Source organism: Deltaproteobacteria bacterium, assembly GCA_016709225.1.
Taxonomy (GTDB): Bacteria; Myxococcota_A; Polyangia; order Nannocystales; family Nannocystaceae; genus Xiheibacterium; species Xiheibacterium phototrophicum.
This window is the reverse complement of the sequence record JADJEE010000012.1, coordinates 2,121,006-2,136,379: the sequence shown is the minus strand read 5'-3', so window position 1 is coordinate 2,136,379 and position 15,374 is coordinate 2,121,006. Positions and strand designations below refer to the sequence as shown.

Here is a 15,374-nt window from a genome sequence, read left to right as displayed (position 1 = left end):
GCCAGCGTGATCGCGTGCGATCGCTCGTCATCCTGCTTCCGACCGCGCTCCTCGTCGCGTGCGCCGATGCGCCGGCGCACGGGTCGTCCGGCAGCACCGACGATGGTCTGAGCACGGGCGCCGGCGAGGCATCTTCCGCCGCCGACGGCACCAGCGGTGGCATCGAGGGCAGCTCGGGCAGCGACGTCGGCACCGCGGCCGACAGCTCCGGTGGTGACGCGTCGACCGGCGACGCCGGGCTGCCGCCGGTCGAGCCACCGCCGTCGGAGGTCGTGGTGCTCCCGGTCGGCACCGTCGCCGAGCTCGAGAGCGCGCTGATGATCGCGACCCCGGGCTCGGTGATCGAGATCGAGGCCGGTGCCGATCTCGATCTCAGCGGCAAGAGTGGTCTGGTGATCCCGCCGCAGGTCACGTTGTCGGGCGGCGGTGGCAACGGCGGCGCAGGCGGAGCGATCCTTCGCACCAACACCCAGGATACGCCGTCGTTGTTCGACGCCGGGGGTGACGGTGTGCGCGTCACCGGCGTGCGACTGCTCGGCCCCGACCAGGACATCGGGGCGTCGGCCTATGGCGAGCCACTGTGTCGGGCCGTGCGCGCGATGCATGCCGATGGCCTGCGCGTCGACCACAGCGAGCTCTCGGGCTGGTCGCACGCCGCGATCCTGCTCGACTACGCCGTGCGGGCGCGCGTCGACCACGACGCGATCCACCACAACCGACGCACGGGCCTCGGCTACGGCACCGTGCTCGTACACGAGGCCGACGGCATCTTCGAGTACAACGAGTACAACGCCAATCGCCACTCGATCGCGGGCACCGGCCGGCTCGGCATCTCGTACGAGGCTCGCCACAATCACATCGGCGCCACGCGCAACGGCCACGCGCTCGACATGCACGGCCAAGACGAGGCCGACGGCGACGGCTCGCCGTGGGCCGGCGACGTGATCGACATCCACCACAACACCTTCCTCGGCACCGAGCAGGGCATCGTCATCCGTGGCAAGCCCAAGGTCGGGGCGTACATCGACGACAACTGCTTCGGACAGTCGCAGGGGGCCGGCACCGCGATCATCCAGCGCTACTTCTTCGGCAACCTCTTCGTCGGCAGCAACTCGTACAGCCAGGCCAGCGGCAACTGCCACGCCGGCAGCTCACCGTCGAAGGCCACCCGCGGCGACATCAACGGCGATCAGATCGCTGATGTCGTCACGCTGGTCGACGGCACGGCGTATCCGTTCCTCGGCGCGCCCGATGGCGTGCTGCTGCCCGCGCCACCCAGCTTCGGCGGCACCATGCCGACGGCGATCTTCGGCGGGCCCGGTCACCTGGTGATCGACGTCGCGGACGTCGATGGCGACCTGCTCGCCGACCTCGTCACCGCATACGACGACGGCAGCGCGTACGTCTATCCCGGCCGACCAGGTGGCACCTTCGCGAGCGGCGTCTCGTCGTTCGCCGGCACGTACCCGGTGAGCCTGACCGACGCGGCGAGCTGGGAGCCCATCGCCGTCGCCGACGTGAACGGCGACGGCCGCGGCGATCTCGTGAGCGCCCGCGGCGGTTCCGTGTTCGTGCACCCTGGCCTCGCCGACGCGCGGTTCGGCGGCTCGAGCAGCTCGTTCGCCGGCACCTTCGACTCCGCGACCTTCGACGGCGAAGGGCACTTCCCGATCGATGTCGCCGATGTCACCGGTGACGGCCGCGCCGACCTCGTCACGCTGCACACCAGCGGCAGCGCCTACGTGTTCCCCGGCAAGCCCGATGGCACCTTCGGCAGCGCGGTGGAATCGTTCGCGGGCACCATGAATCCCGCGTTGCCCGACGGCGAGGGCTTCGAGCCGATCGGCCTCGGCGACGTCGACGGCGACGGCAAGGCCGACCTCGTCACATTGCACACCGACGGCACCGCCTACGTGTACCTCGGCACCACCACCGGTGTGTTCGGCACCCGCGTCGAGAGCTTCGCCGGCACCATGCCGACCTCGCTGTTCGACGGCGAGGGCTTCGACGTGCTGGCGCCGCTCGACGTCACCGGCGACGGTCGTGCGGATCTCGTGACCGTGCACCCCTCGCAGGTGCTCTACGTCTACCCGGGCAAGGCCGACGGGAGCTTCGCGGGCAGCGCCCTGTCGATCGACGGCTTCCGCACCACGCGGGCCGGCGATCACAGCTACGAGGCCGTGCAGGCGAAGTCGGTGCGGCGGCGCCTCGCGTGCGCCATCGACGGCTGCGCGCCGCTGTGAATCCAGCGCCCGGTGCGGCGCTGCGCGGGCCGGGCGCGGGTTGGGAATCCGAGCGGCCAGGTCGCGCGTCGGGCACATCGAGTGATGACGATGCCGAGGCGGATCTCTGTGCTGCTCGTGTTGGGTTCGTCCAGTGCTTGCATGGCGCCGCCCGTCGAGGCGCACTACGAGCCGCCGGAGGTCGCGCCGCGGGCGACGGAGCTCGCCGTCCGGCGCGCTGCGATCCCCGACGACGACGGCAACGTGATCGACGCCCTGGGTTCGATCCGCCCGTCCGATGATGCACCGCGACTGCGGCTGGAGCCGCGAACCGCCGGCAGCGGCGACTGCGAGCACGAGGTCTTCGCCGAGGGTTTTCCGGCGGTGCGGTTGGATGGCGGTGCGATCGCGGCCGTCGACCGCGACGATGGTGGCAACGCCGACTTCGTCGGTGAGCTGGCGATCGAGCTGCGACGCCGCGACGAGTCGGTGCTCTCGCGCTCGATCGTGCTCGACGGCGAAGCGATCTACGAGGCGACCGAGGGGGCCTGGGGTCGGCCGTGCCGGGACGAGCGGGAGCAGATCGCCCAGCGGATTGCGTCGATCAACGCCGAGCTCGCGATCGGCTGGCGACCGATGCAAGCGCTGCCGCTGCAGCCGTACTGGTACCGCGGCAGCGGCCCCGAGCTGCCGCCCGTCGATGAGCTGCCGGAGCCCGGCCAGCGAGCCGCCGAGGCGCTGTACCACGGCGGCCACTTCATCGTGCGGGTGCGGGGTGCACAGGTGCTGCAGTCGACGCGCATGCCGGGCTGGCGCGGCGAAGAACCAGAGATGACGCTGGATCGCAGCGACCCTGCGGTGGTGGGCGTGTTCGTCGACGACGCGACCGGCGTCGGGATCGCCGAGCTGAGCTACGAGTCGGCGAGCTGCATGAGCGACTCGCGGGTGTACTCGCGAGCGGTGGAGCTGTCGCCGGGGGTGGCGGAGAAGGTGCGCGCGCGCGAAGCCTTTCGCGTGGACGACTTCGAGGAGTGACTTGGGCGCCAACGAATTCGGGTGCAGACGAGTCCTCGTGCGACGACCCGACGACGACGTGCGTCCTCGACGGCGACTGGCTCGGCGGGTGCCTGCTGGCTTGACCCGAATCGTGCGCCGAGCTCGTCAGCCCTGCACGCACACGCCCAGGTTCTCGAGGCCGGGTGGGGCCTCGCCCTCGCTGTACCACGCGGTGCACGTGGTGCCCGGCAGCGCTGCATCGCACGTCGCGTCCGCCATGCCGTCGCTCCGATCGCAGTAGGGCGAGCAGCATCCCGTGTCGGCGCAGCCGGGTACGAGCTCGCCGTCGGCGCAGAACAAGCCTGGTTGACACGCATTGATGTACTCGCACGCTGCGCCCGGCCAACCCTCGAAATGGGACTCGTCGAGGAAGCATGCGAACTCGCCGTTGACGTACGGGTAGCAACCCTGATCATCCGGGCAATCGCTTGCGAGGGGGTTACAGGTGGGGATGCAGAGGATCAGCACGCCGTCGCCCGTCAGCGAGCAGGAGGAGCCATCCGGGCACAGCGGCTGCGCACGCGAGCCGGTGCAGAAGCCGACGCACGTGCCCATGTTCGTCCCGGCCTCGACGTTCCAACACATCGCGTTCGCCACGCAGTCGTCGATCCCGCTGACCGGCGATTCTTCGACCGTGCAGGGCTCGCCGACCGCGTGGGGATTTTCGTCCACCGGGGAGCAACGGGTCGAGTTCCAAGCGTTGCCACCATCGTTCGCCCACGGCATGCACTTCTCGCCGCGCGGGCAATCATCGTTCCACAGGTCGCACTCGATCGGCCGGGCGACGTCGTACTCGATGAGGAAGTCGGCACTGTCGAGCCCGGTGTCGGGTTCGACGCCGGAGGTCGCGGACGCCGAGGTGTCTGCGCTCGACGTGCTGCCGATCGTCGTCGTCGGCGGGGCATCGGAGGATGTCGACGGGCCGGCGCTGTTGCTGGTCGTCTCGATCACACCGGTGGTCGAGTCGTCGCCGGCCAGGACCACCGGACCGCATGCGATCACCAGCAGTGGGCACACCCCTACCATCCACGTCCTGCCTACCATCGAGATCGAGGATACGTGCACTTCGCCAATCGCGGGAAGGGGGCAGTGCAGATGCGGACCCGGCCTTCGCGGCGCGCCCGCGCTGCGAAGGCGAGGCCAAGCGCCGAGCGTGGCACTCACGGCTCGGCGGCGGGCTCGCCGGCGTTGACCGAGACCATCGGATCGGCGGCCGGGTCGAGTCCGCCATCGATCATCTGCTGCCGGATCCCCGCGAGCTCCTCCGGCGACAGCCACTGCTGACCGGCGACCTCGTCGAGTAGGCCGAGCACCAGCGTCGCGTCGCGTTCGAAGTTCGCCGCGGCGTCGCCGAGCTCGAGGGTGTACATGCCCTGCTGGAGGCACTGGGTGAGCTCGTCCATGGATTCGCCGGGGCCGGTGACGGTGACATTGTCGACGATGGTGCCGACCCCGGGCGCGCCGACGAGCCGCGCGTTGATCCGCACCGACTGCGGCTTCTCACCCATGAGCTCCTCGCAGCCACGTGTGAGCGTCTGGGTCTCGCCGACGAACGACGCGAACACGACGTCGCCGCCGAAGTCGGCCGGATCGGGCGGGCAATCCTCGCCGACACACTTCGGTGTCTCCGGTGCTGCGTCGCGCTCGGCCGGCGTCGCGTGGGCGGCGAGGATGCGGGCCCGTCGCTCCTCCCAGCGGGCACGCGCGACGCGTCGCGCCTCGGCTTCGGCTGGGCTGATGGGCGCGGCCGACTTCGCACGCGGGTGGGCGTCGGTCGTGCCGTGCATGCCTGCGCTCCGCGGCTCCTGCCGCACGACGGGCGCAGGACCGTCGGGCTCCGTTTCGCGCGCGCGCGGCCAGATCGTGACGATCCAGGTCGCGGCGACCACCGCCAGCGCGACGACGACGAGGATGAACTTTCGCGTGAACGCCATGGGCCGTGCAAACCATTGCATCCGTCGGCCGCGCATCTGACGGGCCCGCCGCGACACCGCACCCCGTCGGATGCGGAACGTCAGGCCGCCAACGTCACTGCCGGTGTCGTTCGTACTGCGCCGGCGCAGCGAGGAACGCGTCCTTGCACGCCTCGGCGCAGAAGTAGACATCCTCGCCGTCGTGGCGAGCGTGGTGCGCGTCCGGGGTGACGCGCACCTTCATGCCGCACACGGGATCGATCGCGAGGGCGGCTGGCGTCGCTGGCGGAGCCGCGTCGGTCATGGACCGCAGCTGGTCGAGGATCTCGTCGACCTCCGCATCGCTGAGGACACCGGCGTAGCTCGGCATGACGCCGGGATACCCCGCTACGACGTCCGCGCGCGGATCGAGCAGCGCTCGCCGCAGGTACGCCGCGTCGACCGTGACCCGTCGTCCGTCATCGGTCATTCGTGTTTCGCCGAGCGACCCTCCCAGCGGTGGTGCGATGGCGGGTGAGGCGTGACAGCCGGTGCATCCGAGGCTCGCGATGGTGCGCGGGGCCGGGTCGCTGCCGACCCGCGGTGCCGCCAGTACGCGGGCGTCCTCGACCAGCGCGTCGAGATCGGACGTCATGTCACTGTGGTAGATGCCGCGCACGGTGCCGGTGGCGTCCACCAGGAAGAAGAGGTTGGTGTGCACGATCGGTTCGCTCGGATCGTCGGTGGGGCGCGCAGCGACGCGGAACCCGGCGAGCACGTCGCTCAGCTGCGCCGACGAGCTCGATAGCAGCGTCCAGTCGTCGCCGACGGCACCCCAGCGTGCGGCGTAGTCGGAGAGCACGGCCGGTGTGTCATGGGCAGGGTCGACCGAGAACGAAACGAACTGGACATCGCGGTCGTGCAGTCGATCTCGCACGAGCAGCATGTTCGAGGTCAGCGTGGGGCACACGCTGGTGCACTGCGTGAAGATGAAATCGGCGATGAACGGGCGGCCGCGGAGCGCCGCGAGGCCGAACGGGCGATCGTGTTGGTCTCGCAGCTGGAACGGCGGGAGTGACCACAGCGACTCGAGACGCGCGTGGTCGCCATGCAGCGAGGCGAATCGATCGGCATCGCTGGCCTCGGCACGATAGTGTCGCAGGAACATCGCCGTGCCCCCCGCGAGCGCTGCGCACAGCACCAGCGCGATCGGGACCATGCGTGCGAGGACCCGCGATGAGACGCGGGGGGGCTGGTCTGCATCGCGCGCAGCGGCGTTCGGAGTCTGGTCGTGTGCATCCTCGGAGGTCCGCGTGCGTCGCATGGTCGACGGCGGTCTAGCAGCCTCTGATGGCGCGGGCGAGTCGAACGACCGTGGTGATTCACCGCAGCCGGCTGCGAGAGGACGCATGCGTCGCCGCCTCAGGTGCCGCAACGCTCGATCGCGCGGACGCTGCTACCGCGCCGCGACGCACGAGCGTCGGCGGCGGCGCAGCATCAGCAAGCCCGCCGCCAGCAGCACGGAGGGGGTCCGCGGCGAGGGCGTCGTGGCAGCGCACGCGCAGCCCTCCTTGTCCACGGTACTGGCATCCTGATTGCCGCCGTCGACGTCGGTGGTCGCGCCTGCATCCGACGAGCCGGTGCCGTCCTCACCACCGCCGCTCCCGCTCGAGTCGACGCCGCCGCCCTCCGAGTCGCCACCGCTGCCGCTGGTCCCGGCTGGAGCATCCACGCCGACGTAGATCGTCACCTCGTCGAAGGCTTCGTTGCGATCGTGGTCGATGGCCTCGACGCGCAGCGTGTACACGCCGGCGGGGAGGTTGCCGAGCGGCCAGCTCTTCTCGAACTGATACGCCACCGACTCCTGCCCCACCTCGGGGAGTACGAGCTTCCAGCCCACGCCCTCGTGATCGTCGGTGATCTCGGCCTCGACCATCACGCTGCCACCGACCTCGAGTTCGGTGCCATCGGCCGGGGAGAGGATCTCGACCACCGGAGGCTCGATGTCGGGGCTGTTCTCGCCGAAGTAGGCCAGGAGCTCGGCGTCCGAGTTCTGCGCACCACCGCCGCAGAACTCGTCGTGGGTCGGCTGGCAATTGATGCCGCCGGTGGCGTCGTTGTAGGGCGTGCACGTGGTGGCCCAATCGACGTCACCGCTACCGACGAATGGATTCATGATCCGCGTGGCATCGTCGATGTGAGCGAGACCGAATGCGTGGGCAGCCTCGTGCAGTGCCGTGGTGCCGAGCACATCGGCGTTGTTGGGGTTGATGGCATCGGTGAACGCAAAGGTGGTGTCACGCCACCAGAAGTCGCCGCAGTCCGAGCTGCACGACACGCCCAGCACACCGTTGCCGAGGCCCAGCATGTTGGGGGAGCCGCCCATCATCACCATCGCGTATGGCAGATGCGATGGCGGACGCTCGTCATAGGCGATGCGCACGCCGTACGGCGCCATCTTGACCTCGAAGATCTCGATGAGCGCGAGCGCCTGCTGCTCGGTCCCGCCGAACCCGGGCCACGGCATCTCGCCCTGCAGGCACGACGACTCGTCGAGGTCGGAGTTCGTGCCCGGCTTGAGGCTCTCGGTGCCGAAGAAGTTGAGGAAGATCGTCGAGCGGTGCGGCGGAGAGCTCCACGCCGCCTGCGGCATGATCGGCTGCGCGAAGCTGCCGTCCTCGGCGGCGGGGCGCACCTGATCGTCGATCTGCACCCAGCCGCGCTCGTCGAGCATGCGCTCGAAGCCCTCACGTCGCGTCTCGAGGGTCTGCTGCTCGGGCGGTGCGGGCCGGAAGACGGGCTTGCCGAAGAGCTCGTGGTCGGCGGCGAGCAGGAGCGGCAGCAGGGCGAGCAACGGCATGCTTCGATCGCTACCACGACCGCGCGTTCGCCGACGCGATCAATCTTGCCGCACCCCGTGCGTGCGGTCGGTGGGGGCGCCAAGGCCGGAACTCGGTGGCGGTGGCGACGGCTTCTGGGCGACGAAGCGCGCGAGGAGCGTCCGACCCAGACCCCAGTCCGCAACGTCCTCCGCGCGCTCGTCGCGGATGATGCTCCAGCCGCGGAACGCCCGCGCAAGCTGGCCTGGCGTCGCGCCACCGAGGTTGTCGCCGACCACGGACTCGCTCGCGAAGTACTCGATCACCACGATGCCGCCGGGTGCGACTGCCTGCTCGACGCGAGACAACAGCTCGGGCTCGACGCCGGCGTAGATCAGCGCGACGAGGTCCCATCGAGCGTGGCCGAAGTCGAAGCTGGAGGTGTCGACGAGCTCGGTTTGCAGTGCGAGGCCGCGCGCCTGCGCGGCCTCGGTGGCTTGCCGGAGCGCTTCGTCGGAGATGTCGATCCCGGTCACGTCCCAGCCCGCGGCCGCCAGCTGGAGCGCGTTGCGGCCCTGTCCCATCATCACATCGAGCGCTCGACCGGGAGTGCGCCCAGCGATGGTGCTCGTGAGCAGCGCGTTGGGCTCGGTGGAGAAGCCAGCTCGCTGCGAGAAGATGTCATTCCAAAGCTCGCGCGCGTCCTCGACCCCGCCGCGCTCGAGCTGGAGGCTCAGCAGTTGCCACGTGCCGCTGTCGCGCGACCAGTGCAGGGTGTAGCGATGGCTCGCTCGAAGGCCATCGGAGTGCGCACCGGGTTCGCTGCACTCGGCGACGTAGGCTGCCGTCGAGCCATGGGTGTGGACCTCCTCCTGGCTGCAGCTTCGCGGGCTCGTGGGGGCTCGGTCGTGCCGGTCGACCCCCGTCAGGAACAGCGGTCGATCGAAGCGGCGGCCGCGGTCGAGCACGAAGAAGCCGGGAGCCAGCTGCCGATCGACCGCGCCCGTGTCTCCGCGATCGATGGCGTCGAACAGCGCGTGCGTGCGTGCGATGGTTGCCGCCGTGTCGGCTTCGTCGCGCGGTGGCGGGGCTGTGCGCTCGCGCGGCGGGATGGCGCCTGCACACCCACCAGCGAGCAGCGCGATCCAAACGATCCGCAACGACGCATCGAGCATCGCGCAGACACTACCCGCGGCGTCGTTGGGGCGTCGAGCGGCTGCACCTGCGGTGCTTTCGCGCGGGGGCTGCTTGCGGGCCGCCGCGAAGTGACGCTGCGAAGTTTCACCACACCTCGTCGAGTTCGGACCCTGTTATGTCGATCGCGTGAGACGACTCGTGTGCGTACCGAAGCTCTGTTCGACGCTGGGCGAGTGGTTCGACTTCCCCTTCCGCGAGGTCGACATTGCAGCCGACCCACAGCTGCGAGACGTGACACTCACGGTGGCGCCGTGATCGACGTCTGGCGTGGGCGAATGAGGCTCGCGCTCACACTTGCTGTCGTCGCGTGCGCGCGCGGCCCATCGGATCGCCACGCACCGCTCGACGCGGCGGCCGAGCCGGTCGCGCGAGCGGCCACGCAGGTCCCCTCGCCGCTGCCGGTCCCGCCCGGCGGCGAGTTGCCGCTGGCGATCGTGCTCGGGCCCGACGCCGAAGTGCTCGACTTCACGGGGCCACTCGAGGTCTTCGCGGCGGCGTGGACGGAGGATGGACATCCGCTCTTCGAGCCGTACTTCGTCGCGCAGACGCGCGATCCGGTGCGTGTGTTCGGCGGCATGCAGGTGATCCCCGACTACACCTTCGCCGACGCGCCGCCACCCAAGGTCGTCGTGATCCCCGCGTTGACCGGCGAGACGCCCGACATGCTGGAGTGGCTCCGCACCGTCTCACCCGAGACCGACGTCACGATGTCGGTGTGCAACGGTGCCTTCGTGCTCGCCCGCGCGGGACTGCTCGACGGCAAGGCGACGACGGCGCATCACGGGGGCTACTTTCGCCTGGCAGGCGACTTTCCAGCGGTCTCCGTGCTTCGGGGGGCGCGCTTCACCGAGTCGGGCAACCTCGCATCGTCCGGCGGAATCTCGTCGGGGATCGACCTCGCACTCCGCGTGGTCGCAAGATATCTCGGAGAGTCCAGCGCTCGTTCGATCGCCGATGGCATGGAGTACCAAGGGCCGGGGTGGCACGACGCTGCGTCGAACGGCGAGTACGCTCGCATGCCCGATGCCGGCTCGGCCGCACCGAAGTGCCCGCTGTGCTGGATGGACGCCGATCCCACGTTGACCTCGACGCTGGCAGGCAAGACCTTCGCGTTCTGCTCTCCGCAGGAGAAGCAGTACTTCGACGAGCACGTCGACGTGGCCGAACGCTTCCTCGCCGAGGACGCGGTCGCCGAAGCGAGCGCGCAGCCGCCGGGGCGGCATCGGCCGCACCGGGTGCATCGACACGATCGCCCACGCTGAGGGCATCGCGCCACCCCGGATGCGGGCGATCAGACGGTGCCGGGCGGAGGCGGACCGGCCGGCGCATCGGCGGCTGTCGCATGCGACACCGCGACCGAGGTGATCGGCGGCGCGATGTCTTCGAGCGATCGCTGCTCGGCATCGACGCCGAACAGCCACGCCACCACGCCACCACCGGCCATGATCGCCGCGCTGCCGAGGTACGCCAGCGCCAGCGGCAGACGTGAGACGACCGCACCGGTCGCGGGGTCCTTTGCCGCCTCGATGATTGCCCCGAAGATCGCCGGTGCCGTGGCGCCGACCCCCTGCGCGACGGCGAACACGAGTGCGATCGACTGCGCGCGGATCTCGACGGGGAAGATCTCGCTCACGGTGAGATAGGCCGACGATGCCGCGGCCGATGCGATGAAGAAGATCACGCACCACAGCACCGTCTGGGATTGCGCCGTGAGCATGCCTCGGCCGAACAGCCACGCCGTGATCGCGAGCAAGAGCGCGGACGTGCAGTAGGTCGCCGCGATCATCTTGCGTCGCCCGATGGTGTCGAACGCTGGCCCGAGCACGAACGGGCCCAGCAGATTCCCGCCGGCGAACGCGAAGATGTACCAGCCGACGGATGCGCTCGGCACGTCGTAGAAGTCGCGCAGGATCAGCACGTAGGTGAAGAAGATCGCGTTGTAGAGGAACGACTGCGTGATCATCAGCGTCGCGGCGAGCCACAACCGTCGCAGGTACTTCGTCACGAGTATCCTGCCCACCTCGACGAGGCCGAGGTCGTGGCGCTGCAGCACGATGGCGTGCGCGGGATCGACGTCGTCGAGCTGCACGCCCGCGTCGCGCAGGCCGGCCTCGATGCGCGCGACGGTGGCCTCGGCCTCCTGTTCGTAGCCGTGTGTGAGCTGCCAGCGCGGGCTCTCGGGGATGAACCTGCGCAGCGGCCAGATCGCGAGGCCGATCACGGGACCGAGCAGCAACGCGAGGCGCCAGCCGAGGTCGATCGGAATGAGCTCGGGATCGAGCAGCAGCAGCTGCGCCGTCGCGGCCAGGAGTGCGCCGCCCCAGTACGTGCCGGCGATCGCGATGTCGACCCGGCCTCGGTACTTCGCGGGCGTGAGCTCGTCGATCGCACTGTGGATCGCCGCATACTCGCCGCCGATTCCCATGCCCGCGAAGAAGCGCGTCGCGACGAAGAACCACGTCGTCCACGACAGCGCCGTCAGTGCGTTCGCGAGCAGGTAGAGCGCGAGCGTGACGATGAACAATCGCCGGCGGCCGAGCTCGTCGGCCTTGCGACCAAAGTACAGTGCGCCGGTGACCTCACCCGCGAGGTACAACCCCGCGCTGAAGCCGATGGTCTGGGCGTCGAGGCCAAGCGTCTGCTCGTCGCGCAGCGTGTCACCGATCGCGCTCGCGAGACCGATCTCGACGCCGTCGAGCACCCATGTGATGCCGAGCGCGATGACGACCCGCCAGTGGAACCCGCTCCACGGCAGGCGGTCCATCCGCGCGGGAACGAGGCTGCGCACCGCGGTGGTCTCGTTCGACAACGCGGACAGGGTGCCGGACGACGCGGGGCATGCAACCCGAGGTCGCGTGATCGATCGGTAGCGCGCAGCGGACGATCGTTCGACCGGTGTCCCGACCGTCGGGTGCGGCCGGAGGAGAACACTCGCAACGGGGGCGCAGTGGTTCGCGGCGTCGACGGACTCGCGTCAGGCCGAATCCGGCGGACGCAGTGACTGCGCCCAGCGCTCCAGATCGGCCGCCGTCACGCTGCCGGTCACGGGATCGAGCCGCGGGAGCAGCTCGCGCAGGCGATCCTTGGCGCGCTGCAGTCGCGACTTGACGGTATTGGTCTCGACGCCGAGCACCGCCGCGATCTCCTCCCGCGACATGTTCTCCCAGTAGAAGAGCTCGATCACGAGCTGCATCTCGATCGGGAGGGTTCGCAGTCCGCGAAGCAAGACGCGCTGCTCCTCGCGGTGCGCGACGACTTCGCTGGGCGTCGCGTCGCCTGCGACCCCCGAGATCGGCGCGCCGCCGACCACGAGAGAGCGCCTTGCGCTCGCGCGCCCGAACGCGAGCAGTTGGTTGCGCGCGACCCCCAGGAGCCAGGCGCGAAAGCTGACGCCCGCAGGGATCCGCTCGTGTGACTGCGAGATGGCGAGAAACGTGCGCTGCGCGAGGTCGGCCGTGTGCTCGGCGACACGCGGCTTGAGGAATCGGAACAGCAGCGAGAAGTAGCGTCGCACGAGCACGTCGCCGGCAGCCTTGTCGCCGGCCTGCCATGCCGCGAGCAGCGCTTCGTCACCGATCTCCGTCACTCGGGGGATCCTATCCGCTCGGCCTCGGCGGCGGTGATGCGAGCGCGCAGCGCGTCGACTTCGGCCACCATGCTCGCATCGCGGGCCAGCAGGGACGGGTCGACCTCGCGCAGGCGGGTCGCGGCGGCCGAGACGTCACCGAGTTCGAGGTTGGCTTCGGCGAGGCCGACGAGCGCTTGGTCGCGGCGAGGGTCGGCGCTCGTGAGCACCGCGAGCGCAATCTCGAAGTGCTCGATCGCCGTGCTCCACTCGTGCATGCGCGCCGCCGCGGTGGCCCAGTTCTTGTGGTACCCCGCCCACGCTGCGTCGCGCAGGCCGAGCTGCTCGTGCGATCGCACCGCGGTCGCGAACGCGTCGGCCGCGGACGCAAAGTCCGGCCGCAGTGTTGCGATGACCCCGAGGTTGTTGAAGATCTGCCCGCGCCATGGATGGCCGGCAGGTGCCGCCGTGTCGAGCCGCGCAATCGCGTCGCGGATCAGCGCGTCGGCCTCGTCGAGGCGTTGTTGCGATCGTCGCAGGGTCGAGAGGTGCATCAGGGCGGGAACCGATGCGATGCCCTCCGGGTCGCCGAGCTCGATCGCACGCAGCAGCATGCGCTCCGCCTCGGCGTGCTGGCCAGTCCGTGTGAGCATCTCGCCGAGGTTGCTCGACAGGGTCGCGATCTGTCGACGGTAGTCGAGACCCTGCGCTTCGAGCAGTGCGAGCGCGTGGCGGAACTCGACGATGGCTGCCGGCTCGTCGTGCCACGCGTTGCGGTTCGCACCGCGGATCGCGGCGAGGCGAGCCTCGACGAACGGTGGTCGGCCCATGCCGTCGAGCGAGGCATTCGCGCGCTTCTCCCAGCGCTCCGCCTCGCCGCGGTCGCCTCCAGGACGGCCGTGCAGGTGGGCGAGATGCTCAGCCGCGCGCTCGGTCTCCGGCAGATTGCCGAGCTCGACCGCCGACCAGTAGGCGTCGACGAGCTCGATCTCTGCGGCGTCGACCCGGCCGAGGCCGAACTCGACGTGCGCGTGCACGATGCTGGCCTCGACGAGCGCCGGCGGCCAGTCGAGGCGCCGTGCGGTCGCGATGGCGTGACCCGCCTGGACCGCTGCAGATTCGAGCTCGCCTGCGTCGGCGAGTGCTCGTGCGGTGACGACGAACTCGTGCACGGCATCGACACCGTCGCGGAGCGCTTCGGGCGGTGCCGACGCGACCGCACGCAGCGCGACACACTCGTCGGCGGGGGGTAGCGCGTGGAACGCTCGGAGCATCGCAGGGGCATCGATGTCGCCGAGACTCGCGAGCAGGCGCTCGTGCTGACGACCACGCTGGCCCATGCACGCGCGCGTGTCCGGGTCGTCGAGGGTGAGGCAGGCCGCATGTGTGGCGCGAAGGCGCGATGCCTCGTCTTCGAGTGTCGCGGCGAGTGCGGCCGCCGACGGCATGCGCTCGACCGCACTGGCGGCCCGCGCGAGCGGTGCACAGGCGTCGTCGGGGGTGGCGATCCACCCTGCGAGTGCGATGCCGAGGAGCGCCGCGGCGCCGACGAGTGCGAAGCGCCGTTGTGGCGCCGGGGCGAGCGCTTCGCTCAGCTCGAGCATCGACCCAAATCGATCCGCGGGATCCGTGCACAGGCCGCGTTGCAGCGCAGCGCGCAGTCGCGGCGGCAGTCGCTCGAGCGCGGGGGCTCGGCCAGCGCGCTTCGCCGCGAGTTGTTCGCTCGCGTCACCGACGAACGGCCGTTCACCCAGCAGGATTTCCACCGCCGTGACGCAGAACGCGTACTGATCGCTTGCGGCGCTCGAGCTGCCGCCGAACTGCTCGGGCGCCATGTACGGCAGCGTTCCGACGACCGTGCCGTGTGCCGTCACGTCGTCGCGCGGCGCCTCGTCATCGTCCGCTGACCCGGCATCTCGGGTCGTCTCCGCCGGGGGGCGCGCGAGACCGAAGTCCGCGAGCTTCGGCGTCCCGTCGCGGGCGATGATGACGTTCGCCGGCTTGACGTCGCGGTGGACCAGGCCCGCGCCGTGAGCTGCGTGCAGACCGCGGGCGACGCCGATCAAGACTTCGATGCGCGCGGCGAAGCTCGCCCCCGAGGCCGCCCACCCGGCGAGGTCACCACCGTCGACGAGCTCCATGACGAGGTACAGGCCGCGCGCCGGAGCGTCGGCGAGCTCGTAGCCGAGCTCGCCGAAGTCGTAGCGACCGAGATCGAACACCGCGACGATGTTCGGATGGGCGAGACGCGCGATGGCTCTCGCCTCGCGGCGTAGTCGACCCTCGGAGGCCGAGTCATCGAAGCCATCGAGGCCGCCGACGCGCACGAGCTTGATGGCGACGTCGCGACCGAGCTTGTCGTCACGCGCGGCGTAGACCGCCCCAGAACCGCCGCTTCCGAGGCGACGACCGAGTGTGTAGCGACCTCCGAGGCGCGGGGCGATCGGAGCGATGCCCATCCGCGCGAACAGCTCGGCGCGCACGGTCGCTTCGTCCGCGAGCTCGAGTTGCCGCACGTCTCCCAGCGCACGGCCGAACGCCGCGTCGTCGCCATCACCACCCGTCATGCCACCCACCCGACCACACGAAATCATGCATCCGTTTCGACTCGACCGGCAATCCA

The 15,374-nt window shown here is 70.1% G+C and carries 11 protein-coding genes; 3 read left to right on the top strand and 8 right to left on the bottom strand.

Annotated features, from left to right (window positions below; genetic code table 11):
- Nucleotides 1-14 precede the first annotated feature (14 nt).
- Nucleotides 15-2,243 (top strand): VCBS repeat-containing protein, encoded by a 2,229-nt coding sequence (locus IPH07_33810; protein MBK6922415.1) that lies wholly within the window; start codon nucleotides 15-17, stop codon nucleotides 2,241-2,243.
- A 141-nt stretch (nucleotides 2,244-2,384) separates the two neighbouring features.
- On the top strand, nucleotides 2,385-3,257 hold the full coding sequence (locus tag IPH07_33805; protein ID MBK6922414.1) for a hypothetical protein: 873 nt from the start codon (nucleotides 2,385-2,387) through the stop codon (nucleotides 3,255-3,257).
- Nucleotides 3,258-3,383: 126 nt separating this feature from the next.
- Here the strand turns inward: IPH07_33805 and IPH07_33800 are convergent, their stop codons facing one another.
- The 5 genes from IPH07_33800 to IPH07_33780 all read right to left on the bottom strand — a co-directional run bounded on the left by IPH07_33800 (nucleotide 3,384) and on the right by IPH07_33780 (nucleotide 9,149).
- Entirely contained in the window at nucleotides 3,384-4,304 is a 921-nt protein-coding gene (locus IPH07_33800; protein MBK6922413.1) for a hypothetical protein, read from the bottom strand.
- 134 nt (nucleotides 4,305-4,438) lie between these two features.
- Nucleotides 4,439-5,212, bottom strand: coding sequence for a hypothetical protein (locus IPH07_33795; GenBank protein MBK6922412.1), 774 nt, complete (start codon nucleotides 5,210-5,212; stop codon nucleotides 4,439-4,441).
- A gap of 94 nt (nucleotides 5,213-5,306) precedes the next feature.
- Complete coding sequence (locus tag IPH07_33790; protein ID MBK6922411.1) at nucleotides 5,307-6,389, bottom strand: SCO family protein; 1,083 nt, start codon at nucleotides 6,387-6,389, stop codon at nucleotides 5,307-5,309.
- A 237-nt stretch (nucleotides 6,390-6,626) separates the two neighbouring features.
- Nucleotides 6,627-8,030: a hypothetical protein gene (locus IPH07_33785; GenBank protein MBK6922410.1), complete on the bottom strand. Its 1,404-nt coding sequence runs from the start codon at nucleotides 8,028-8,030 to the stop codon at nucleotides 6,627-6,629.
- Between the two features lie 39 nt (nucleotides 8,031-8,069).
- Complete coding sequence (locus IPH07_33780; GenBank protein MBK6922409.1) at nucleotides 8,070-9,149, bottom strand: methyltransferase domain-containing protein; 1,080 nt, start codon at nucleotides 9,147-9,149, stop codon at nucleotides 8,070-8,072.
- Nucleotides 9,150-9,437: 288 nt separating this feature from the next.
- Here IPH07_33780 and IPH07_33775 point away from each other — a divergent pair, with 288 nt between their 5' ends.
- The gene (locus IPH07_33775; GenBank protein MBK6922408.1) at nucleotides 9,438-10,448 is read left to right on the top strand and encodes a DJ-1/PfpI family protein; all 1,011 of its coding nucleotides are present in this window, start codon (nucleotides 9,438-9,440) and stop codon (nucleotides 10,446-10,448) included.
- Between the two features lie 29 nt (nucleotides 10,449-10,477).
- Here IPH07_33775 and IPH07_33770 read toward each other — a convergent pair whose 3' ends face one another.
- The 3 genes from IPH07_33770 to IPH07_33760 all read right to left on the bottom strand — a co-directional run bounded on the left by IPH07_33770 (nucleotide 10,478) and on the right by IPH07_33760 (nucleotide 15,345).
- The gene (locus IPH07_33770; GenBank protein MBK6922407.1) at nucleotides 10,478-11,950 is read right to left on the bottom strand and encodes an MFS transporter; all 1,473 of its coding nucleotides are present in this window, start codon (nucleotides 11,948-11,950) and stop codon (nucleotides 10,478-10,480) included.
- A gap of 210 nt (nucleotides 11,951-12,160) precedes the next feature.
- Nucleotides 12,161-12,772, bottom strand: a complete 612-nt coding sequence (locus IPH07_33765; protein ID MBK6922406.1) for a sigma-70 family RNA polymerase sigma factor — start codon at nucleotides 12,770-12,772, stop codon at nucleotides 12,161-12,163.
- Complete coding sequence (locus IPH07_33760) at nucleotides 12,769-15,345, bottom strand: serine/threonine protein kinase (protein ID MBK6922405.1); 2,577 nt, start codon at nucleotides 15,343-15,345, stop codon at nucleotides 12,769-12,771. The genes IPH07_33765 and IPH07_33760 overlap by 4 nt, the downstream gene beginning before the upstream one ends.
- Between the last annotated feature and the right edge of the window lie 29 nt (nucleotides 15,346-15,374).